General features: G+C 72.1%; 15 protein-coding genes and 1 pseudogene. 8 read left to right on the top strand and 8 right to left on the bottom strand.

The genetic code is table 11. The annotated features are described in order from the left end of the window. Position 1: 1 nt before the first annotated feature. The 4 genes from ACIQWA_RS20995 (at position 2) to ACIQWA_RS21010 (ending at position 4,016) form a co-directional block, all read left to right on the top strand. Positions 2-322, top strand: coding sequence for a hypothetical protein (locus ACIQWA_RS20995; protein WP_402484482.1), 321 nt, complete (start codon positions 2-4; stop codon positions 320-322). Between the two features lie 486 nt (positions 323-808). Next, the gene (locus ACIQWA_RS21000) at positions 809-1,456 is read left to right on the top strand and encodes a DUF3710 domain-containing protein (protein ID WP_402484483.1); all 648 of its coding nucleotides are present in this window, start codon (positions 809-811) and stop codon (positions 1,454-1,456) included. Between the two features lie 102 nt (positions 1,457-1,558). Next, the gene (gene malQ, locus ACIQWA_RS21005) at positions 1,559-3,709 is read left to right on the top strand and encodes a 4-alpha-glucanotransferase (protein WP_402484485.1); all 2,151 of its coding nucleotides are present in this window, start codon (positions 1,559-1,561) and stop codon (positions 3,707-3,709) included. Positions 3,710-3,791: 82 nt separating this feature from the next. Then, positions 3,792-4,016 (top strand): hypothetical protein, encoded by a 225-nt coding sequence (locus ACIQWA_RS21010; protein WP_360243922.1) that lies wholly within the window; start codon positions 3,792-3,794, stop codon positions 4,014-4,016. Between the two features lie 177 nt (positions 4,017-4,193). Here the strand turns inward: ACIQWA_RS21010 and pepN are convergent, their stop codons facing one another. After that, the gene (pepN, locus tag ACIQWA_RS21015; protein WP_402484487.1) at positions 4,194-6,776 is read right to left on the bottom strand and encodes an aminopeptidase N; all 2,583 of its coding nucleotides are present in this window, start codon (positions 6,774-6,776) and stop codon (positions 4,194-4,196) included. 182 nt (positions 6,777-6,958) lie between these two features. Further along, complete coding sequence (locus tag ACIQWA_RS21020) at positions 6,959-8,491, bottom strand: PQQ-binding-like beta-propeller repeat protein (protein ID WP_402484489.1); 1,533 nt, start codon at positions 8,489-8,491, stop codon at positions 6,959-6,961. A 610-nt stretch (positions 8,492-9,101) separates the two neighbouring features. Between ACIQWA_RS21020 and ACIQWA_RS21025 the strand changes: the two genes are divergently transcribed. The 3 genes from ACIQWA_RS21025 to ACIQWA_RS21035 all read left to right on the top strand — a co-directional run bounded on the left by ACIQWA_RS21025 (position 9,102) and on the right by ACIQWA_RS21035 (position 14,181). Beyond that, complete coding sequence (locus tag ACIQWA_RS21025; RefSeq protein ID WP_360243914.1) at positions 9,102-10,280, top strand: ROK family transcriptional regulator; 1,179 nt, start codon at positions 9,102-9,104, stop codon at positions 10,278-10,280. A 289-nt stretch (positions 10,281-10,569) separates the two neighbouring features. Then, complete coding sequence (dxs, locus tag ACIQWA_RS21030; protein WP_360243911.1) at positions 10,570-12,474, top strand: 1-deoxy-D-xylulose-5-phosphate synthase; 1,905 nt, start codon at positions 10,570-10,572, stop codon at positions 12,472-12,474. A 180-nt stretch (positions 12,475-12,654) separates the two neighbouring features. After that, positions 12,655-14,181 carry an ArnT family glycosyltransferase gene (locus ACIQWA_RS21035; protein WP_402484491.1) on the top strand — a complete coding sequence of 509 codons (1,527 nt, stop codon included), beginning with the start codon at positions 12,655-12,657 and terminating at the stop codon, positions 14,179-14,181. Between the two features lie 71 nt (positions 14,182-14,252). Here ACIQWA_RS21035 and ACIQWA_RS21040 read toward each other — a convergent pair whose 3' ends face one another. The 5 genes from ACIQWA_RS21040 to ACIQWA_RS21060 all read right to left on the bottom strand — a co-directional run bounded on the left by ACIQWA_RS21040 (position 14,253) and on the right by ACIQWA_RS21060 (position 21,129). Then, positions 14,253-16,400 (bottom strand): 3-hydroxyacyl-CoA dehydrogenase NAD-binding domain-containing protein, encoded by a 2,148-nt coding sequence (locus ACIQWA_RS21040; protein ID WP_402484493.1) that lies wholly within the window; start codon positions 16,398-16,400, stop codon positions 14,253-14,255. A gap of 2 nt (positions 16,401-16,402) precedes the next feature. After that, positions 16,403-17,647 (bottom strand): acetyl-CoA C-acyltransferase, encoded by a 1,245-nt coding sequence (locus tag ACIQWA_RS21045; protein ID WP_360243902.1) that lies wholly within the window; start codon positions 17,645-17,647, stop codon positions 16,403-16,405. A 278-nt stretch (positions 17,648-17,925) separates the two neighbouring features. Continuing rightward, on the bottom strand, positions 17,926-19,188 hold the full coding sequence (locus tag ACIQWA_RS21050) for an HRDC domain-containing protein (protein ID WP_402484495.1): 1,263 nt from the start codon (positions 19,186-19,188) through the stop codon (positions 17,926-17,928). A gap of 245 nt (positions 19,189-19,433) precedes the next feature. Then, entirely contained in the window at positions 19,434-20,150 is a 717-nt protein-coding gene (locus ACIQWA_RS21055) for a response regulator transcription factor (RefSeq protein ID WP_350511717.1), read from the bottom strand. 319 nt (positions 20,151-20,469) lie between these two features. After that, positions 20,470-21,129, bottom strand: coding sequence for a DUF3000 domain-containing protein (locus ACIQWA_RS21060; RefSeq protein WP_360236022.1), 660 nt, complete (start codon positions 21,127-21,129; stop codon positions 20,470-20,472). A 145-nt stretch (positions 21,130-21,274) separates the two neighbouring features. On the opposite strand from ACIQWA_RS21060, the gene hemE reads away from it, so the two are divergent. After that, positions 21,275-22,378, top strand: coding sequence for a uroporphyrinogen decarboxylase (hemE, locus tag ACIQWA_RS21065; protein ID WP_402484497.1), 1,104 nt, complete (start codon positions 21,275-21,277; stop codon positions 22,376-22,378). 102 nt (positions 22,379-22,480) lie between these two features. Here the strand turns inward: hemE and ACIQWA_RS21070 are convergent. After that, positions 22,481-22,675: pseudogene (locus ACIQWA_RS21070) on the bottom strand (hypothetical protein); the annotation flags it as partial. Between the last annotated feature and the right edge of the window lie 2 nt (positions 22,676-22,677).

The following is a 22,677-nucleotide window of genomic DNA, read 5'->3' on the forward strand; positions in this document are numbered from 1 at the left end:
AGTGAACATCGAGGATCTAATGGAGTATCTGGTGGAGCATAGAGCGCCGGGACTTCCGCCCGGCTACATCTCCGAACAGCTGCTGTCGTTGACATGGATTCTCGATGCCGAAGGCGGGAAGATATTTGAGGTCGGAAAGAGGTGGATCAATTCCGGCGACGAATTTCGGGTCGCAGTCGCGCTCGGCCTGGATGAGGCCTTCCTGGTTGGATCCTGGGACGAGCTGGTTCAATTGGCGGCGTCGTTGAAGGAGAGGTTCCCATCGCTCTCGGCCATGATTGACGATTGGCTTGAGGGTTCCAGACGGTCCTACGGTCGATAGCGAAGGAAGCCGACGCGGACCTCGTCCGTCAATAGAGTGTCGCGTATGGTTCCACCGATCCAGCGCTCATTGAGCGTGGGTTGGTGGGGTCCGGTTCGGTCTTCCGAACCGGACCCCACGTCATTCTGGGTGGAGCTGTCGTGGGTGTCGCTCCTTCCGGACCACTTCTTGCGGCGGGGCATCGCGGAAGTTCTAGGTCGATGGACCGATAGGCAGGGGTGGGCTATCGCCAACTTTGTCCGGATCATGTCGCGATGAGAAACGCCGGCGAACTCACCCCCGTGAACACCTCCGCCAGCCCGACGGCACCACCCCACCATCCAGTCCGTCCGCAACTACCCCTACGCCGTCACTACCCACAACGCACCGTCAACCTGCTCCGCACCTACTACGTTTCCCCCAGGCAGGCAAGGGGTGGGAGTTCTCGGCAAGATGCGAAGGGAGCTGGCTGGCTGATGCCGGATGATGAGGGGATGGGAGAACGAAGTGAAGGAACCGATGGAGGAAGATCACGAATTCCTTCCGGCAGGCGAATCGCTCCGTCAGGCGGTGAGGGGTGTCGATGTCGGACCGTGGGACGTAACGGAAAAGGATCGGTGGGAAGCGGATCTCATCGACCTCGGTGGCTTGATGATTCCTCGCGAGCCAGGTGTCACGATCGAATTCAGTAGCGTGCCGTCCAGAGGTCTGGTCGGAGTTGCTGCCAGAAAAGGGCGTGAGGTGGCACTGCAGCTTCAGGCCTTCCATGCCACCGCGCAGGATCCGTGGGCAAGGTCTCGCGATCAGTTTGAGGCCAACGTGCGGCAGCTCGGCGGACAGTCGCGGGCCTGGACGGGCCGAGCCGGAATCGAACTCAGGTGTGAGGTTCCGGTGATAGAGCCGTCCGGTCGGGCTGGAACGCAGACTATTCGCGTGCTCGGCTGCGGTGGGCCGGGCTGGCTGCTCCGGGGAATCGTGAGCGGGAAGGGTGCCAGGGCGGAGAGTCGCGACGGGTGGGCCTATGACTTCTTCGAGCGGACTGTGGTGGTTCCGTCCTACGGGCAGGTGTCTGCGGCGATGTTGTCTCCGGCTGGGTTCGCCGGTCTGAGGCCGACTGCCGACAACCAGCCGATCCCGCTGCGCAGGCCCGACTGACGAGAGTGCCCGCACTCGTGTCGCACAGCGTGATCGAGGTGTCACCCGGGTAGGACTGGGCTGTCCTACCCGGGCGTTGCCGAGACATCGCAGGAGCCGCGAGTGGCCGCTTACCACGACAGTGACGGAGCCGACGGACGGAAGGTCCCCGCGCAGGACGCGCCGCCGCCGCCCGCCGAACTGGTCGCGCTGGCACGGGCGTACGGGGTGGACACCCGGTACCCGGGGGCCGGTGGGCAGACGGTGGGGGCGCGGACGCTGGTGGCCGTGCTGGGGGCGCTGGGGGTGGCGGCCGGGTCGCCGGAGGAGGTGCGGGAGGCGCTGGAGCGCCACCGGGCCGAGCAGCGGGAGCGGTTGCTGCCGCCCTGCGTCGTGGTCCGGCAGGGCCGCCGCACCGCGCTGGACGTGCCGGCCGACGCCCGGCTGCACGTGGAGCTGGAGGACGGCGGCAGTTGGGAGCTGTCGCGCGGTCACTCGCACTGGCTGCCCGCCGACCTGCCGCTGGGCCGGCACACCCTCACCGCGGAGAGCAACAGCAGGAAGGAGCGGTCCGCGCTGATCGTCGCCCCCCAGCAGCTGCCCCGACTCCCCGGCCGCAGCTGGGGGTTCCTCACCCAGCTGTACTCCGTGCTGTCCGACCGCTCCTGGGGCATGGGTGACCTCGGGGACCTCGCCGAACTCGCCCAGTGGGCCGGCGCGGAACTCGGCGCGGGCTTCGTGCAGCTCAACCCGCTGCACCAGGCCCTGCCCCCGACGCCCGGCACCCCCTCCGACCCGTCCCCGTACCGCCCCTCCTCCCGCCGCTTCGCCGACCCGGTGCACCTGCGGATCGAGGCCGTCCCCGAGTACGCCTACCTGACGGCAGCACAACGGACGGAAACGGACGACCTCGTCCACCGCGCCGCCCGGCTGCGCGACGAGGTCCTCGCCCATGACGGCCTGGTCGACCGGGACGCCGTCTGGGCCCTCAAGCGCGAGGCCCTCCAGCTCCTCCACGAAGTCCCGCGCGGCCCCGGCCGCCAGGCCGGCTACGAGGCGTTCCAGCGCCGCGAGGGGGAGTGGCTGCGCCGCCACGCCCTCTGGAACGCGATCGCCGAGGTGCACGGCGCCGACTGGCACCACTGGCCGAAGGGCCTGCGTCACCCGAACGGCCCACAGATCGACCAGGCCGCCAAGGAGCTCGAACCGAGCGTCGAGTTCCACCGCTGGCTCGCCTGGCAGGTCGACCAGCAGCTCGCCGCCGCCCAGCGCGCCGCCCGCGACGCGGGCATGCCGGTCGGCCTGGTCCACGACCTCGCCGTCGGCGTCCACCCGGACGGCGCCGACGCCTGGGCGCTCCAGGACGTACTGGCCGGCGGCATCTCGACCGGCGCCCCGCCGGACGCCTTCAACGCCCACGGCCAGGACTGGGGCCTGCCGCCCTGGCGCCCGGACGCCCTGGCGAAGGCCGGCTACGCCCCGTACGCGGAACTCCTGCGCGCCGCCGCCCGCCACGCGGGCGCGCTCCGCATCGACCACGTGATGGGCCTGTTCCGCCTCTGGTGGGTGCCCGAGGGCCATCCCCCCACCGAGGGCGCCTACGTCCGCTACGACGCCGAGGCGATGCTCGGCGTGCTGGCCCTGGAGGCGCACCGGGCCGGCACCGCCGTGATCGGCGAGGACCTGGGCACGGTCGAGCCGGGCGTGCGCGAGGAACTGGCGGCCCGGGGCATCCTCGGCACCTCCGTGCTCTGGTTCGAACGGGACTGGCAGTCCGACGGCGGCATCCTGCCCCCCGACCGCTGGCGCCCCGGCTGCCTGGCCACCCTCACCACCCACGACCTGCCCAGCACCGCCGCCCGGCTCTCCGGCGAGCACGTCGAGCTGCGCCACCGCCTGGGCCTGCTGGCCCGCCCGCTCGCGGAGGAGCAGCAGGAGGCCGCCGACGAGCTGGCGGCCTGGCGGGCCGAACTGACCGCCCTCGGCCTGCTCGCCCCCGACGAGCCGCTTTCCATGCCCGCCCTGTACCGCTTCCTCGGCCGGACCCCGGCCGAGCTGGTCGGCGTCTGGCTGCCGGACCTGGTCGGCGACCCGCGCCCGCAGAACCTGCCCGGCACCTGGGACCAGTACCCGAACTGGCGCCTGCCGGTCGCCGACGGCACGGGCGCCCCGGTCACCCTGGAACGCCTCGCCGCGGCCCCCACCGCCCGCCTGCTCGGCCGGCTGTTGGCCGCCGCCCAGCCCCCCAGCCCCCCGACCGCCAGGACCCCCTGACCAGGAACCCGGATCCCGCAAGCGGAACCCACAGCACCACCCCGACGCGCGCCCTCCCGTAAGCGGCGGGTAAGTTGGAATCGTGGACAAGAGGAACGCTTTGCGAGCCGGCGCGGTCTCCGCAACGGTCACGCTGATGATGCTGCTGTCGTCGCCCGCCATGGCCCTCACCAGGGACGACGGCGACGACCCGGGTACCGGCCTGAGTGCCGGCCAGACCATCGGCCTGTACGTGCTGATCCCGCTCGCCGTGTTCGTCGTCATCGCGGCCTTCGCGGGTCTGCCGTACGGCAAGAAGAAGAAGTAACCGCGAGGAACCGCCGCGTCCACCGAGGACACGCAACAGGTCCACCAGGACCCGCAGGAACCCCGAAGGGGCGCCGGACGATCCGTCCGGCGCCCCTTCGGGCATTCAGCGGCAGGAAGCAGGCACCGAGCAGCAGGCCCCGGCCTCAGCGCGCCCCGGCCTCAGCGGCCCCCGACCTCAGCGGGCCGCCCCGGCCGCCTTGTCGACCGCCTGGGCCTTGAGCGCGCGCTCGATCCCGGCCCGCGACTCGACGACCTGACGGCGCAGCGCCGGCGCCGGCTCGGCCGAGGCCAGCCAGGCGTCCGTGGCGGCGAGCGTCTCCTGCGACACCTGGAGCGCCGGGTACAGCCCGACGATGATCTGCTGCGAGATCTCGTGGCTGCGGGTCTCCCAGATGCCCTTCACCGCGGCGAAGTACTTCTCCGCGTACGGCGCCAGCAGCTCCCGCTGGTCCGACTGCTGGAAGCCCGCGATCACGGCCTCCTGCACGTAGTTGGTGAGCTTGTCCGACTCCACCACCGAGGCCCAGGCCGCGGCCTTGGCCTCCGCGGTCGGGCGGGCGGAGCGGCAGCTGGCCGCGTGCTCCTGGCCGGCCGCGGTGTTGTCCCGCTCCAGCTCCGCGACGATCGCGGCCTCGTCGGCGCGGCCGGTGGCGGACAGCCGGGCGAGCAGCGCCCAGCGCAGCTCGGTGTCCACGGCGAGGCCCTTGAGCTCGACCGAGCCGTCCAGCAGCCCGGCCAGCAGGTCGAGCTGAGCGTCCGTACGGGCGACCGAGGCGAAGGTGCGGGCCCAGGCCAGCTGGTGGTCGCTGCCGGGCGCGGCGGCGCGCAGGTGCTCCTCGGCGGCGGCGGCCCAGCGGAGCAGGCCCTGCTCGCGCCAGTCCGGGTCGGTGTAGGAGTCCAGGGCCAGCTTGACCTGGCGCTGCACGGACTGGACGACGCCGATGTCGCTCTCCCGGCCGATGCCGGACAGGGCCAGCGACAGGTAGTCCCGGGCGGCCAGTTCGCCGTCGCGGGTCATGTCCCAGGCGGAGGCCCAGCACAGCGCGCGCGGCAGCGACTCGGTGAAGCCGCCGAGGTGCTCGGTGACGACGGCCATCGAGTCCTCGTCCAGCCGGATCTTGGCGTACGACAGGTCGTCGTCGTTGAGCAGCACGACGGCCGGGCGGTGGCGGCCGACCAGCTCCGGCACCTCGGTGCGCGGGCCGTCGACGTCCAGCTCGATCCGGTCCGTCCGCACCAGCGAACCGTCGACCAGCTCGTAGAACCCGATCGCGATCCGGTGCGGCCGCAGCACGGCCTCGCCCTTGGCGCCGGCCGGCAGCGCGGGCGCCTCCTGCAGCACGGTGAAGGACTCGATCTCACCGTCCGTGTTCAGCACCACCGACGGGCGCAGCACGTTGATGCCGGCGGTCTCCAGCCAGGACTTGGACCAGGCCTTGAGGTCGCGCCCGCTCGCCTCCTCCAGCGCCCCGAGCAGGTCACTCAAGCGCGTGTTGCCCCAGGCGTGCCGCTTGAAGTAGGCGCGCACGCCCTCGAAGAAGGCGTCCTGGCCGACGTACGCCACCAGCTGCTTGAGCACCGAGGCACCCTTGGCGTAGGTGATGCCGTCGAAGTTGACCTGGACGTCCTCCAGGTCGTTGATCTCCGCCATGATCGGGTGGGTCGAGGGCAGCTGGTCCTGCCGGTAGGCCCAGGTCTTCATCTGGTTGGCGAAGGTGGTCCAGGACTGCGGCCACTTGGAGCCGGGGGCCTCGGCCTGGCAGACGGCCTCGGCGAAGGTCGCGAAGGACTCGTTGAGCCAGAGGTCGTTCCACCACTCCATGGTGACGAGGTCGCCGAACCACATGTGGGCGAGCTCGTGCAGGATCGTCGCGGCGCGCGCCTCGTACGCGGCGTCGGTGACCTTGGAGCGGAACACGTACTGGTCGCGCAGGGTGACGGCGCCCGCGTTCTCCATCGCGCCGGCGTTGAACTCCGGGACGAAGAGCTGGTCGTACTTGGGGAACGGGTACGGGAAGTCGAACTTCGCCTGGAAGTAGTCGAAGCCCTGCTTGGTGACCTCGAAGATCGCCTCGGCGTCCAGGAACTCGCGCAGCGAGGGGCGGCAGTACACGGCCAGCGGCACGCGCTGCTCGCCGTTCTCGTAGGTGTCGAAGACCCCGACGTACGGGCCGGCCACGAGCGCGGTGATGTAGCTGGAGATCCGGCCGGTGGGCTCGAACTCCCAGACCTGGGTGGCGCCTTCGCCGACCGGCTCGGGGGTGGGCGAGTTGGACACCACGACCCAGCCGGTGGGGGCCGTCACGGTGAACCTGAACGTGGCCTTGAGGTCGGGCTGTTCGAAGTTCGCGTAGACCCGCCGGGCGTCCGGCACCTCGAACTGGGTGTACAGGTAGGTCTCGCCGTCGACCGGGTCGACGAACCGGTGCAGGCCCTCCCCGGTGTTGCTGTAGGCGCAGTTGGCGACGACCCGCAGCTCGTTCTCGGCCGCCAGGCCGGGCAGCGGGATGCGGCTGTCGGCGAAGCTCGCCGGGTCGAGGGCCGTGCCGTTGAGGGTGATCTCCTCGACGCTCGGGGCGACGAGGTCGATGAAGCTGTCGGCGCCGGGGGTCGTCGCGGAGAACCGGACCACGGTCGTGGACCGGAAGGTACCGCCCTCGCGGGCCGAGCCGAGGTCGAGCTCGATGTCGTACGCGTCCACCCGGATGAGGTCGGCCCGGGTGCGGGCCTCGTCGCGGGTCAGGTTGGTGCCGGGCACTCGCTGCGCTCCTTCGTCAGGCTGATGGACCGAATCCTCGCATGCCCGACGAGCGGCCCGACCGGAAATCCGGACCGGAAATCCGGACCGGAAATCCCGACCGCAGAGCGGGGGCGGGGCGGGGCGGGCCCGGGCCCACCGGCCCCGACCCGCCCCGCCCCACCCTCACCGACCGGAGTGCGTCACTTCCGCCACTTGGTCAGCGGACCGTCGGTGTTGGTGTACCGGCGGAACGCGTACACCGCGTTGCCGTCGTCCGAGACGAAGTACACCGACGTGCTCATGCTGATGTCGAACTTCCCGTTCGCGTTCGCGACGGTGCCGATGTCGGTCATCGACCCGTCGGTCGGCGAGAGCGTCACCAGCCGGGACGGCTTGTCGTAGCCCTGGGAGACCAGGGCGCGCACCTTGCCGTCCTTGTCGGTGCCGGTGACGAGCCGGATGTCGCTGCCGCTGCCCGAACCGGGGCTGGCCGCCCACAGGCGCTTGCCGGTGTTCAGGTCGTAGGCGTTGATGGCCGGCTTGGTCGGGTTGACCTGGACGTACAGGGTGCTGCCGCTCACCACGTTGCGGGTGAAGGCGGTGTCCTGGCCGGAGAGGCGCAGGCTGTCCGAGCCGGCCTCCTTGACGGACATCTGGTTGCCCGGCTTGTTGTCCTTGTCGAACGGCAGGATGTAGTCGCCGTTCGGGCCGTTGGTGATCAGCAGGACCAGCGGCTTGTCCTGGACGACCGAGTCGACCTGCTCGATCGTGCCGGTCAGGGTGACCGGGGAGCTCACGGGCTTGCCGGAGTCGGCGTTCACGATGACCAGTTGCGACTTCGGGCCGCTGGTCAGGTAGCAGCGGTCGCTGATCGCGATCTGGCCGCCGGCCGCGCGGGCCCGCATGGTGCAGTCCTTGTCCCGGGGCTGGTACTGCCAGGCGGGCTGGCCGTTGGAGATGTTCAGCCCGGCCACCGCGTTGCCGCCGACGGCGACGACGTTGTCGGTGACGCTCAGGGTCGGCTGGGACAGCCGGTCGGCGGTGGCCTTGACGGTCCACAGCAGCTTGCCCGAGGTGAGGTCCACGGCGCCGATGGTGGAGCAGTCGTAGTCACCGGTGTTGAAGGCGACGGCGGCGACGTTCTTGGAGTTGGAGGAGTACGACGCGCTGCACACCTCCTTGCTGCCGGACGGCACCGGGATGTTCCAGGCCTGCTTGCCGTCGGTCAGGTTGTAGGCCTTGACGCCGTCGCTGTCGACGCGGACGGCGTACTTGTCGGTGCCCCAGATGCCGAGCAGCTGGTTGGTGGCATCGGTGTTGGAGGGCGTCGGGGCGTTCCAGGCGACGTTGAACGTGGCCTTGCCGTCCGGCGCGGGCACCGGCGCGACGCTGTTCCCGCCGTTGTCGCCGTTGTCGCCGCCGACGGTGCTGGTGCCGCCCGAGTTCGCCACCGGGCCGGGGCCCGGGTCCGGCTTGGGGTCGGGCTTGAGCAGCACGACCAGCCCGATCACGATGGCGATCGCCAGCACACCGCCGATGATCCCGCCCCAGAGCATGACGGGGTTGCGCTGCTTCGGAGGCGCCGGCACCGGCGCACCGGGGTAGTAGCCCGGCTGCTGCTGGTAGTTGTAGCCACCGCCGTAGCCCTGCCCCGCGTCCGCCCCGGGGTAGCCCCCACCGGGCACCGGGTCGTACGGGCCGACCGGCGCACCCGCCGGAGGATGGGCCGGCATCCCGGCCGCCGTCGGCGCGTACGCGGCGTAGTCGGCTCCACCCGCGGGGGGCTGGGCCGGGGGCGCCGGGGGTGCCGGGGGCATCGGAGGCTGGGCCGGCGGCCCGCCCTGCCCCGGAACCGCCGAGCCGTCGAGCTGGGTCATCTGGTCCGCGACGGCGGCGGGGTCCACACCGCCCGCCGGCCGCCCGAACGAAACGCCCCGATTGCCCTGCGGGCCGCTGCCGGATGCATCGCCTGCACCCGGCGTAGGGTGATCCCCTGCCATCTGATTCCCCGTCATGTCTGGATGCGTCCCCCTGCCGGTACCGACCGCGGCCCGGTGGGACGGGTGAGATTGGGCACCATGCTAGTGGCGGCCGGTTTTCGCCCGCTCCCAGGACCGCCCGATCCGGGCCTCCGCCCCCGCACCGCGCAACACCTTCACCCCCCGGTCACCCGGCCCCCACGCCCCCGCCCGCCCCGGGCCCGCGCAGCGGCCACCCAGGCCCCACGCCCCCGGCCACCCCGGCCCCCACCCGGCACCCCCACCCCGGCACCCCCCGACCCGTACCCTTCAGGAGTTGAAGGGGACACCCGGCGGAGGGTTCCCCACCCTGGGAGGGTGGATCATGTCGACGGACACACCGGGCTCACAGTCGTCCCTGCACCGGGCGAACCTGGAACGGGTGCTCCGCGCGGTACGGATGGCCGGTTCGCTCACCCAGGCCGAGATCGCCCGCGGCACCGGCCTCTCCGCGGCCACCGTCTCCAACATCGTGCGGGAACTGAAGGAGAGCGGCACCGTCGTGGTCGCCGACACCTCCTCCGGCGGCCGCCGCGCCCGCAGCGTCTCGCTCAGCGGTGACGCGGGCATCGTGGTCGGCATCGACTTCGGCCACACCCACCTCCGGGTGGCCGTCGGCAACCTCGCCCACCGGGTGCTGGCCGAGGAGAGCGCCCCGATCGACGTGGACGTCTCGGCCGCGCAGGGCTTCGACCGCGCCGAGGCGATGGTGGCGCGCCTCCTCGCCCAGGCCGGCTTCCGGCCCGAGAAGGTGATCGGCGTGGGCCTCGGCGTCCCCGGCCCGATCGACGTGGAGACCGGCGCGCTGGGCTCGACCGCGATCCTGCCGGGCTGGACGGGCATCGCCCCGGGCCGGGAGCTGGGGGAGCGGCTCGGCATGCCGGTGCACGTGGACAACGACGCCAACCTGGGCGCGCTGGGCGAGCTGGTCTGGGGGGCCGGCCGCGGCCTGAGCGACCTCGCGTACATCAAGATCGCCAGCGGGGTCGGTGCCGGCCTGGTGGTCAACGGCCAGATCTACCGGGGTCCGGGCGGCACCGCGGGTGAGATCGGGCACATCACCCTGGACGAGGCGGGCCCGGTCTGCCGCTGCGGCAACCGGGGCTGCCTGGAGACCTTCGTCGGCTCCCGCTACCTGCTGTCGCTGCTCACCTCGACCCTCGGCCCGGACCTCACCCTGCCCCGGGTGGTGGAGCTGGCCCACCAGGGCGATCTGGGCTGCCGCCGGGTGATCGCCGACGCCGGCCGCCAGATCGGTACGGGCGTGGCGACCCTGTGCAACCTGCTCAACCCGCGCCGGGTGATCCTGGGCGGCGACCTCGCCGAGGCCGGTGAGCTGGTGCTGGCCCCGATCCGCGACTCGGTGGCCCGCTACGCGATCCCCAGCGCGGCCCGTCAGCTGTCGGTGGTCCCCGGCACCCTGGGCGGCCGCGCCGAGGTGCTGGGCGCGCTGGCCCTGGTGATGAGCGAGATGGGCGAGTCCGGGGCCCTCGGCCGACACTGAGGCCGCCCGGCCCGGGGCCGGCACCGACCGCCGCCCGGCCCGTTCGCCCGTCCGGCCGCAACCGGTGGAGAACACCCGTTCGTCAATGAGGATTGACCCGCGTCCCCCGACCGACCTCCCGGAATGGCGGTAACCGGTCGACGGCACCGGGCGCGCCGCTCGGCGTCCGTGTAGCGGACATTAGACTCGACCGGTCGGTACCGGCCGCGACCACCGGCCTGCCGCCGGACCGGGCAGCGACGCCCGTCGGACCGTCCGTGGTCCGCGAACACTGAACGAGGAGGAACGGGTGGCCCTGCTGACCCGCATTCGGGGACCGCGCGATCTCGACCGGCTCACGCCCGGACAGCTGGCCGCACTGGCCCAGGAGATCCGGACCTTCCTGGTGACCGAGGTCTCCAAGACGGGCGGCCACCTCGGCCCCAACCTCGGCGTGGTCGAGCTGACCATGGCGCTGCACCGGGTCTTCGACTCCCCGCGCGACCGCATCCTCTTCGACACCGGCCACCAGAGCTACGTCCACAAGCTGCTCACCGGCCGCCAGGACTTCTCCCGGTTGAAGATGAGCGGCGGCCTGTCCGGCTACCCCTCGCGCGCCGAGTCCGAGCACGACGTGATCGAGAACTCGCACGCCTCCACGGTCCTCTCGTACGCGGACGGCCTGGCCAAGGCCAACAAGATCCAGGGCAGGACGGACCCGGTCGTCGCCGTGATCGGTGACGGCGCGCTCACCGGCGGCATGGCCTGGGAGGCGCTGAACAACATCGCCGACGCCAAGGACCTGCCCGTCGTCATCGTCGTCAACGACAACGAGCGCTCCTACTCGCCGACCATCGGCGGCCTCGCCAACCACCTCGCCACCCTGCGCACCACCCAGGGCTACGAGCGCTTCCTGTCCTGGGGCAAGGACGCCCTCCAGCGCACCCCGGTGGTCGGCCAGCAGCTGTTCGAGACGCTGCACGGCGCCAAGAAGGGCCTCAAGGACTTCATCGCCCCGCAGGGCATGTTCGAGGACCTCGGCCTCAAGTACATCGGCCCGATCGACGGCCACGACCTGACCGCCCTGGAGTCCGCGCTGACCAAGGCGCGCGGCTTCGGCGGCCCGGTGATCGTGCACTGCCTCACCGAGAAGGGCCGCGGCTACCACGCCGCCGAGAACAACGACGAGGACCGCTTCCACGCCGTCGGCGTGATCCACCCGGACACCGGCCTGCCGGTCAAGAACTCGGGCAAGGACTGGACCTCGGTCTTCGGCGAGGAGATGGTCGCGCTCGGCCACGAGCGCGAGGACATCGTGGCGATCACCGCCGCGATGCTCCACCCGGTCGGCCTGGCGCCGTTCGCCAAGGAGTTCCCGGACCGCATCTTCGACGTCGGCATCGCCGAGCAGCACGCCGTCACCAGCGCCGCCGGCCTGGCCACCAACGGGCTGCACCCGGTGTTCGCGGTCTACGCGACCTTCCTCAACCGGGCCTTCGACCAGGTCCTGATGGACGTGGCGCTGCACAAGCTGGGCGTCACCTTCGTGCTGGACCGGGCCGGTGTCACCGGCACGGACGGCGCCTCGCACAACGGCATGTGGGACATGTCGATCCTCCAGGTCGTCCCGGGCCTGCGGCTGGCCGCCCCGCGCGACGCCGACCAGGTCCGCGCCCAGCTGCGCGAGGCCGTCCAGGTCAAGGACGCCCCGACGGTGGTGCGCTACTCCAAGGGCTCGGTCGGCCCGGCCGTCGCCGCGGTCGGCCGGGTCGGCGGCATGGACGTGCTGCGCGCCGCCGGGGAGCCCTCCGGCGCTCACCGCGCGGACGTGCTGATCGTCTCGGTCGGCGCGATGGCCCCGACCAGCCTGGAGGTGGCCGACCTGCTGGCCGCCCGGGGCGTCACCGCCACCGTGGTGGACCCGCGCTGGGTCAAGCCGGTGGACCCGGCCCTGCCGGGCCTGGCCGCCGAGCACCGGGTGGTCGTCACGATCGAGGACAACGGCCGGGTGGGCGGCGTCGGCGCGGCCGTCGCACAGGCGCTGCGGGACGCGGACGTGGACCTGCCGGTGCGCGACTTCGGCATCCCGCAGGAGTTCCTGGACCACGCCAGCCGGAACGAGATCCTGGCCGAGATCGGCCTGACCGCCCCCGCCATCGCCGAGAAGGTGGGCGCCCTGGTCGCCAAGCTGGAGCCGGCGCCGGTCGAGGCCTGAGACGCCCCGGCGGAACGGGCCGGCCGCCCGCTGCCCCGTTCCGCCGACGGCCGATTGTCGTACCGCCCGACGACCGATTGTCGTAACGACGTAACAGTTCGTCGCGGGACGAGCTGACAATCGCACTGAATGGCGGGACCGGCGCTCTCCGCGCCGTTCCCGCCCGGTAGGTTGTCAACCGTGCCCACCCCCACCCGCCTCCGCGTCGACGGACTGGTCGACCGCCTGCCCGCGCGCGCCCGTACCCACATCCGGCAGGGGTACTGGACGAGGCTGGTGCCGCTGCTCACCCTGGTCGCGGTGGCCACCCACATCCCGTCCTTCGCCCGGCCCGTGTGGAGCCCGGACGAGGGCTTCCTGGCCACCCAGGCCCGGATGCTCGCGGACGGCGGGGTGCTCTACGACACCGTGGTGGACCGCAAGCCGCCGCTGCTCCCCTGGCTCTACCAGGCCTGCTTCGCCGTCTTCGGCTCCGCCTCGCTCTGGCCGCTGCGCACCCTCGCGGTGGGGGCCCACCTGGTCACCGCGATCCTGCTGGCCTCGATCGCCCGCGGCCGCTGGGGCAACCGGGCCGGGGCCGGCGCCGGACTGCTCTACCTGCTGGTCTCCATCGGGCTCTCCCCGGAGGACACCCAGGCGGCGACCTTCGAGGTCTTCATGCTGCCCGCGATGGTGGCCGCCTTCCGGTACGCCGAGCGCCGCCGCTGGCTGGCCGCGGGCATCGCGGTCGCGCTCTGCTCGCTGACCAAGCAGACCGGCGGCGCGGTGCTGCTGCCGGTGCTCTGGATGCTCCTCCAGGACGCCCGCCGGCGCGGGGTGCGCTGGCCGCCCGCCCTGTTCAAGATCGGGTTCGGCTTCGCGGTGCCGATAGCGCTGGTGGCGGTCATCCTCACCAAGCCCAAGGGCTTCCTCTTCTGGGTGGTCACCGGCAGCGGCGACTACGCCTCCTTCGGCGGCGCCTGGCTGCAGATGCTCGGCCGGGCCTTCGGCAACCTCGGCATCCTGGCCGCGGCGGGCCTCGGCTTCCTGTTCCCGGTCGGCCGCCGGCTCTGGTTCAAGTACCGCCACCGCCCGCTGCCGGTGGCGGGCGAGGAGCACGGCTCGACCACCGACCTGTGGGTCTGGCTGCTCTCCTCGGCCGTCGCGGTCAGCGTGGGCTTCCACTTCTTCGGCCACTACTACCTCCAGCTGATGCCCCCGCTGGTGCTGCTGGGCACCGGGGCGGTCGCCACCTCGGCGATCCGCTGGAAGCCCGTCCTGGTGTACACCACGGTCGCCGCCACGGTCTTCTGGGGCCTGGCGCTGGCCTGGCCGGGGGAGCAGATGAGCCGCAACACCGAGGTCGCCACCGCGGTCGCCGCCCAGACCACCCCCAAGGACACCGTGCTGGTCTGGGGCATGCACCCCGAGCTGTACTGGCTGGCCGACCGCAAGCCCGCGAGCCGCTACCTGACCGCCGGCTTCCTCACCAACTACAGCGGCGGCAAGGACGGCAGCGGCAACGTCGGCGAGCAGTTCAGCGTCAACAACGCCTGGCAGACCTTCGACAAGGAGCTCGCCAACGGCCTGCCCGAGGTCTTCGTGGACGACTCCGGCGTCGCCCCGTACCAGCCGGTGCTGGTCCCGCGGATCGAGAACCTGCTGGACACCCACTACGAGATGATCGGCGTCATCGGCGACACCGTCGTCTACCGCCTCAAGCACTGAGACCCGACACCACGTACGAGCGGAGCCCCCGGCGACCAGGTCGCCGGGGGCTCCGCTCGTACCGCTACGCCTTACGCGGGCACCGAGGCCACGCCGGGGGCGAGGAACTTCTTGCCGTTCACCCGCTCCGAGACGCCCTCACGGTCCAGGTACGGGGTGATCCCGCCCAGGTGGAAGGGCCAGCCGGCACCGGTGATCATGCAGAGGTCGATGTCCTGGGCCTCGCCGACGACACCCTCCTCCAGCATCAGGCCGATCTCCTGGGCCACGGCCTCCAGGGAGCGGTTCAGGACCTGCTCCTCGGTGAGCACCGTGTCGCCGAAGGTCAGCAGCTCCAGCACCTCGGGGTCCAGCACCTGCTTGCCGTCCACCCAGGTGTAGAAGCCGCGCTTGCCGGCCTTGACCACCTTGCCGAGGTTCTCGGAGACGGTGAACCGCTCCGGGAAGGCGCCGGCCAGGGTCTCCGAGACGTGCAGGGCGATGGCCGGGCCGACCAGCTCCAGCAGCACGATCGGGGACATCGGCAGGCCGAGCGGCTCGACGGCCTTCTCGACGCTGGCGATCGGGGTGCCCTCGTCGATGATGTTCTGGATCTCGCCCATGAAGCGGGTCAGGATCCGGTTCACCACGAACGCCGGGGCGTCCTTGCAGAGCACCGAGGTCTTCTTGAGCTTCTTCGACATGGCGAAGGCGGTGGCCAGCGACGCGTCGTCGGTCCGCTCGCCGCGGACGATCTCCAGCAGCGGCAGGATCGCGACCGGGTTGAAGAAGTGGAAGCCGACGACCCGCTCGGGGTGCTGGAGCTTCGAGGCCATCTCGGTGACCGACAGCGAGGAGGTGTTGGTCGCCAGCACGCAGGTCGGCGAGACCACGGCCTCCAGGTCCGCGAAGACGGTCTGCTTGACGCCCATCTCCTCGAACACGGCCTCGATCACGAAGTCCGCGTCGCCGAAGGCCACGGCCTTGTCCAGCGAGCCGCTGACCAGGCCCTTGAGGCGGTTGGCCTTGTCCTGGCCGATCCGGCCCTTGCCGAGCAGCTTGTCGATCTCGGCGTGGACGTAGCCGACGCCCTTGTCGATGCGCTCCTGGTCGATGTCGGTGAGGACCACCGGCACCTCCAGACGGCGGGCGAACAGCAGCGCCAGCTGCGAGGCCATCAGGCCGGCGCCGACGATGCCGACCTTGTTGACCGGGCGGGCCAGCGACTTGTCCGGCGCGCCGAACGGGCGCTTGGCCCGGCGCTGCACCAGGTTGAAGGCGTAGATGCCGCTGCGCAGCTCGCCGCTCATGATGAGGTCGGCCAGGGCCGCGTCCTCGGCGTCGAAGCCGGCCTGGAGGCTGGCCTTGTCGGCGAGGTCGGCGTCCTTGACGGCGGCGATGATGTCCAGCGCCTTGTAGGCGGCCGGGGCGGCGCCGTGCACCTTGCCGTCGGCGACCATGCGGCCCCAGAGGACGGCGTCGTCCCAGGCCTTGCCGCGGTCGATCGCCTCGCGCTCGACGACGACGTCGCCCTTGAGGACCTTGGCGGCCCACAGCAGCGACTGCTCCAGGAAGTCGGCCGGCTCGAAGATCGCGTCGGCGATCCCCAGCTCGAACACGTCCTTGCCCTTGAGCTGCTTGTTCTGGTTCATCGAGTTCTCGATGATGACCTTGACGGCCTTACCGGCACCGATCAGGTTCGGCAGGATGGTGCAGCCGCCCCAGCCGGGGACGAGGCCGAGGAAGACCTCGGGCAGCGAGAAGGCCGGAACGCCCGCGGACACCGTGCGGTAGTCGCAGTGCAGGCCGACCTCGACGCCGCCGCCCATGGCCGCGCCGTTGTAGAAGGCGAAGGTCGGGACGGGCAGCGCGGCGATCCGCTTGAAGACCTCGTGGCCGCCCTTGCCGATGGCCAGCGCGTCGGCGTGCTGCTTGAGCAGCTCGACGCCCTTGAGGTCGGCGCCCACGGCGAAGATGAACGGCTTGCCGGTGATCGCGGCGCCGACGATCCTGCCCTCGGCCGCCTCGGCCTCGACCTGGTCCAGCGCCTCGGACAGCTTGAGCAGCGAGCCCGGGCCGAAGGTGGTCGGCTTGGTGTGGTCGAAGCCGTTGTCGAGGGTGATCATGGCCAGCTTGCCGGCCTGCAGCGGCAGGTCCAGGTGGCGCACGTGCGCGGTCGTGACGACCTCGCCCGGGAACAGCTCGGCGCCCTGCTGGAGCAGCTCAGTGGTGTTGCTCATGCTCACTTACCACCCTCGACCTGAGACGACTTTTCCGCTCCGCTCCAATGCGGGTTCTCCCAGATGACGGTGCCGCCCATGCCGAAGCCGATGCACATGGTGGTCAGGCCGTAGCGGACGTCCGGGCGCTGCTCGAAGCGGCGGGCCAGCTGGTTCATCAGGCGCACGCCCGAGGAGGCCAGCGGGTGGCCGAAGGCGATCGCGCCGCCGAACGGGTTGACCCGCTCGTCGTCGTCCGCGATGCCGTAGTGGTCCAGGAAGGACAGCACCTGGACGGCGAAGGCCTCGTTGACCTCGAAGGCCTGGATGTCGTCGATGGTCAGACCGGCCTTGGCCAGCGCCTTCTCGGTGGCCGGCACCGGGCCGATGCCCATGACCTCGGGCTCGACGCCCGCGAAGGCGTAGGAGACCAGGCGCATCTTGACCGGGAGGCCGAGCTCCTCGGCGACGTCCTCGGCGGCCAGCAGCGAGGCGGTGGCACCGTCGTTCAGACCGGCCGAGTTGCCCGCGGTGATGTTGCCGTGCGGGCGGAACGGGGTCTTGAGGCCGGCCAGCGACTCCATCGTGGTGCCCGGGCGCAGCGGCTCGTCCACGGTGGCCAGGCCCCAGCCGGTCTCGCCGACCTCGGGGTTGGTGTTGCGGATCGTGATCGGCACCAGGTCGGGCTGGATGTCGCCGTTGGCGTACGCCTTGGCGGCCTTCTCCTGGGAGCGCACGGCGTAGGCGTCGCAGCGCTCCTTGGTGATGTGCGGGAAGCGGTCGTGCAGGTTCTCCGCGGTCATGCCCATGAACAGGGCGGACTCGTCGACCAGCTTCTCCGAGACGAAGCGCGGGTTCGGGTCCACGCCCTCGCCCATCGGGTGGCGGCCCATGTGCTCGACGCCGCCGGCCACGACCACGTCGTACGCGCCGAAGGCGATGCCGCCGGCGGTGGTGGTCACGGCGGTCAGGGCGCCGGCGCACATGCGGTCGATCGCGTAACCCGGGACGGACTTCGGCAGGCCGGACAGCAGGGCGGCGGTGCGCCCGATGGTCAGACCCTGGTCGCCGATCTGCGTGGTGGCCGCGATGGCGACCTCGTCGATGCGCTCGACGGGCAGGTTCGGGTTACGGCGCACGAGCTCCCGGATGCACTTGACGACGAGGTCGTCGGCGCGGGTCTCGTGGTAGATGCCCTTCGGGCCGGCCTTGCCGAACGGGGTGCGGACGCCATCGACGAAGACGACGTCCCTCGCGGTACGAGGCACGGGGGCTCTCCTCCCAGGGACCAACATTTCGGGTGTGCAGGCTGCCGCCGGAAGATCCCGAGCGGCGCCGCGTCAGAGTCATGCTACCGGTCGGTAACCAACCTGCCCAGGCCCCTCGGAGGGTTCTGACCATGTGTCCCGCGACACGTCCGGCACCACTGCGACCAGGAAGGCTCCCCGGGAACGCGGTGAGGGGGCGCCGTCCGTGCGGACGGCGCCCCCTCACGGGAGACGGGCGGCGGAGCCGGGGCCGCGCGGGCCCGGGCGCTCCGGCCGGATCAGGCCTCGGCGGTGGCGGCGGTGCCAGCTGTGGCGGCCGCGGCGAAGGCGGCGGCCACCACCGGCGCCACCAGGTCGACCTGCCACTGCCGGGCGCCGAGCCGGCGCAGCGCGGCGGCCACGCCGTCGCCGCTCAGGTCGGCCGGCGGCTCCCAGGAGACCCGGCGCACCAGGTCCGGGGTGATCAGGTTCTCGGCGGGCAGGCGGTGGCGCTCGGCCAGCTCGCTGACCGCGGCGCGGGCACCGGAGAGCCGGGCGGCCGCGACCGGGTCCTTCTCCGCCCAGGCCCGCGGCGGCGGCGGCCCGTCGTGCGGGGCGGCGGCCGGGGGCAGCTGGTTCTCCGGGACCTCCCGGCCGCGCTGCACGGCCGCCAGCCACTGGTCCAGCTGGCGCCGGTGCAGCCGCGGGCCGAAGCCCTGGACGGCCTGGAGCGCGGCGATGTTCAGCGGCATGGCCAGCGCGGCGTTGACGATCGCGGCGTCCGAGAGCACCCGGCCGGGGGAGACGTCGCGCTCCTGGGCCATCCGGTCGCGGGTCAGCCACAGCTCGCGCACCACGGCCAGCTGGCGGCGCCGGCGGACCTTGTGCAGCTGCGAGGTGCGCCGCCACGGGTCGGTGCGCGGGGCCGGGCGGGGCGCGGCGGCGATCGCGGCGAACTCCTCCAGGGCCCAGTCGAGCTTGCCCTGGGCGTCCAGCTCCTGTTCGAGTGCGTCACGCAGCTCGACCAGCACCTCGACGTCCAGAGCGGCGTAGCGCAGCCAGGGCTCGGGCAGCGGGCGGGTGGACCAGTCGACCGCCGAGTGCTCCTTGGCCAGGCTCAGCCCGAGCACGTTCTCGGTCATCGGCCCCAGGCCGACCCGGGCGAAGCCGGCGATCCGCCCGGCCAGCTCGGTGTCGAACAGACGGGTCGGTCTCATGCCCACCTCGGCGAGGCAGGGCAGGTCCTGGGTGGCGGCGTGCACCACCCATTCGGCGTCCGCGATGGCGGCGCTCAGTCCGCTGAGATCGGGGCAGGCGATCGGGTCGATCAGCGCCGAGCCGGCGCCCGCGCGGCGCAGCTGGATGAGGTACGCCCGTTGCCCGTAGCGGTAACCGGAGGCGCGCTCGGCGTCGACGGCGACAGGTCCGGTGCCCGCGGCGAAGGCGGCGACGACGGCTGCCAGCGCCTGCTCGTCCGCCACGACGGGCGGGATCCCCTCCTTCGGTTCGAGGAGCGGGACCGGGGCTGCTTCTTCTGGGATGGCTGCTACGGCGTCGGTCACCCACCAAGGGTACGACGGTCGCCGGAACTGGGAGTGTTGTCGGACTGGTCAGACTGCTGATCGCCCGCCCGCCCGTTCGTCCGCCCAGCCACCCGCCCGGCCACCCGACCGGCTGCCCGGGCGCCCGGCTGACGGACCGCCGGGCCCGGCCCCCCGGGTGCCGCCGGACGAGCGTACGGCGGCCCAGGAGGAACGTTCCTCCTGGGCCGCCGACGGTTCGCGGAGCCGTTCGGCCCCGCCCGGGCTCAGTGGATGATGCCGGTGCGCAGCGCGACCGCGACCATCCCGGCGCGGTCGCCGGTGCCGAGCTTGCGGGCGATCCGGGCCAGGTGGCTCTTCACGGTGAGCGCGGACAGGCCCATCGCGACGCCGATCGCCTTGTTCGACTGGCCCTCGGCGACCAGCCGCAGCACCTCGACCTCGCGGCCGGACAGCTCGCGGTAGGCGGTCTGCTGCGGGCCGGGCGCCCCGGGGGCACCCGGTGCGCCCGGGGCTCCGGCGGCACCCGGCATGCCCGGCATCCCGGGGCGGCGCATCCGGCCGGCCAGCCCGGCGGCACCGAGCGGCAGGCCCGGGCGGCCGGGCATCGCGACGTTGGTGCGGGTGCCGGTGACCACGTAGCCCTTGACGCCGCCCGCGAGCGCGCTGCGGACCGCGCCGATGTCGTCGGCGGCGGACAGGGCCAGGCCGTTGGGCCAGCCGGCGGCGCGGGTCTCGGCGAGGATGGTCAGTCCGGAGCCGTCCGGCAGGTGGACGTCGGCGACGCAGATGTCGCGCGGGGTGGAGACCCGGGGGCGGGCCTCGGCGATCGAGGACACCTCGATCACGTCGCGGACGCCGAGCGCCCAGAGGTGGCGGGTGACGGTGTTTCGGACGCGGGGATCGGCGATGACCACCATGGCGGTGGGCTTGGTCGGGCGGTAGGCGACCACGTTTGCGGGGTGCTCAAGAAGGACCGACACCAGGCCTCCTGCGGGGAGTGGCGGACGGAACCCCGAGGGGGCGGTCGGAGTGTTCCGCGTTCGGAAAGGGTCACAGTCTGCTTCGGCAGCTACCGTGCCCGGCTTTAGCGAAAGATCACGATCTAGTGAGTAACAATACGGACAAATCGCGCATATGACTGATGCGACATGCCTGGAATTCGTACAAAATCGATCAGATCCGTGACAGATCGATCGACTTTGAACAGGTAATTGACGCAGAGCGGGGCCGAAGTCACACTCCGTCAGCCCTGGGGGTGGCGTCGGGGCAGGCGGTGCCCTCCGGCCCCGACGCCACCCTTCAGTGCGACCGGGGGCGTCGCCGGGCGGGCATCGGGACCACTCCACCGAGTGACGTGACCTCGGCCGGCGGCGGGGACGGGTTGGCCGGCGGCAGCCCGGCGCTGATGCAGAGCAGGTCGCCCCAGGCCGCCAGGTGCCGCTCGAACCGGCCGTCGGCCGGCGTCCAGGAGGCCCGGATCTCGATCTCGGTCGCGGCGGGGCGGTCCGCCAGGCCGCCGAAGTACTGCGAGGCGCAGCGGGTCACCGTGCCGGACGGCTCCGCGTACCCGGCGCCGTGCGCCTGCAGCGCGTCCAGCAGCCAGGCCCAGCCGACCTCGGAGAGCATCGGGTCGCCGGCCATCTCCGGCTCCAGCTCCGCCCGGGTCATCGTGACCACCCGGAACTCCCCGTTCCAGGCCTCCTGCCCGGCCGGGTCGTACAGCAGGACCAGCCGGCCGTCGGCCAACTCCTCGTCGTCCACCTCCACGGTGGCGGTCAGCGCGAAGGCGTACGGGGCCAGCCGGCGCGGGGCCGGTGCGGGGGAGAGCTGGAGCTCCGGCCGCAGCCGCGCCCCGTCGAGGGCCTCCACGGCGGCCCGGAACTCGCTCGGCGCCCCCTCCCGACCCGTTCCGCCACCTGTTCCGCCACCCTGTGCGGGGTGCCCGCCGACCGCTGCCATGCCCCGAAGACTAGGTCGAAGACCCGGGTTATCGCCGCAACTTCCGTCCGAGCGGCGTGCCGGAACGGCAAACCGGCCAGATCTTGGAGGAACCGACGAGACCGCCCGGGAAGTGCGCCCCCGGGCGCATGCGAAGATTTGACCCGTGAGCGAGACTACGGCAGACCCGACGGCGGCCACCCTCGACGGCCGAAGCACCCCCGCGCGCCGCGGCGCCGCGCACGACTCCGCGTTCCTGCGCGCCTGCCGGCACGAGCCGGTGCCGCACACGCCGGTGTGGTTCATGCGCCAGGCGGGCCGCTCGCTGCCCGAGTACCTGAAGGTCCGCGAGGGCATCCCCATGCTGGAGTCCTGCATGCGGCCCGAGCTGGTCAAGGAGATCACCCTCCAGCCGGTTCGCCGGCACAAGGTGGACGCGGCGATCTTCTTCAGCGACATCGTGGTGCCGCTCAAGGCCGTCGGCGTCGACGTGGACATCAAGCCCGGCATCGGCCCGGTCATCGCCGACCCGATCCGCACCTTCGAGGACCTCAACCGGCTGCGGCCGCTGGAGCCCGACGACGTCCCCTACGTCACCGAGGCCGTCGGCCTGCTGGTCGACGAGCTCGGCGGGACCCCGCTGATCGGCTTCGCGGGCGCGCCGTACACGCTCGCCAGCTACCTGATCGAGGGCGGGCCCTCCAAGAACCACGAGAACACCAAGGCCATGATGTACGGGCAGCCCGAGCTCTGGGCCGCCCTGCTGGACCGCCTCGCCGACATCACCTCCGCCTTCCTCAAGGTGCAGATCGAGGCCGGTGCCTCCGCGGTCCAGCTGTTCGACTCCTGGGTCGGCGCGCTCGCCCCGGACGACTACCGCCGCTCGGTGATGCCCGCCAGCACCAAGGTCTTCGACGCCGTCGCCCACTACGGCGTGCCGCGGATCCACTTCGGCGTCGGCACCGGCGAGCTGCTCGGGCTGATGGGCCAGGCCGGCGCGGACATCGTCGGCGTCGACTGGCGGGTGCCGCTGAACGTCGCCGCCGAGCGGGTCGGCCCCGGCAAGAGCCTCCAGGGCAACCTCGACCCGGCGGTGCTGTACGCGCCCACCAAGGTCGTCGAGACCAAGGCCCGCGAGGTGCTGCACGCCGCCCAGGCGCTCGGCACCAGCGGCCACATCTTCAACCTCGGCCACGGCGTGATGCCGTCCATGGACCCGGACGCGCTCAGCCGCCTGGTCTCCTTCGTGCACGAGGCCAGCGCGCGCTGACGCGTCGGGCTGCGGCGGCGGGCCGGACCCGGGCCATCCGGTGGTGACCTCGATCCCCGCCCGCCGCAGCAGCGCCGCCGTCACCCCGGCCCCGCGCCGCAGCTCCCCGGTGAACGTCCCGTCGTACACCTGCCCGCAGCCGCACGACGGACTGCGCGCCATCAGCAGCGCTCGCCGCGCGCCCGCCGCCTCGGCCGCCGCCGGCGCCGCCCGGGCACCGGACACGGACGACTTCGCCCGCCCGTCGTAGCGGCAGGGGATTCCGGCCAGGCACGTACTCACCACGATCGGGTCCATGG

This window comes from Kitasatospora sp. NPDC098652, from assembly GCF_044760155.1.
Lineage (GTDB): Bacteria > Actinomycetota > Actinomycetes > Streptomycetales > Streptomycetaceae > Kitasatospora.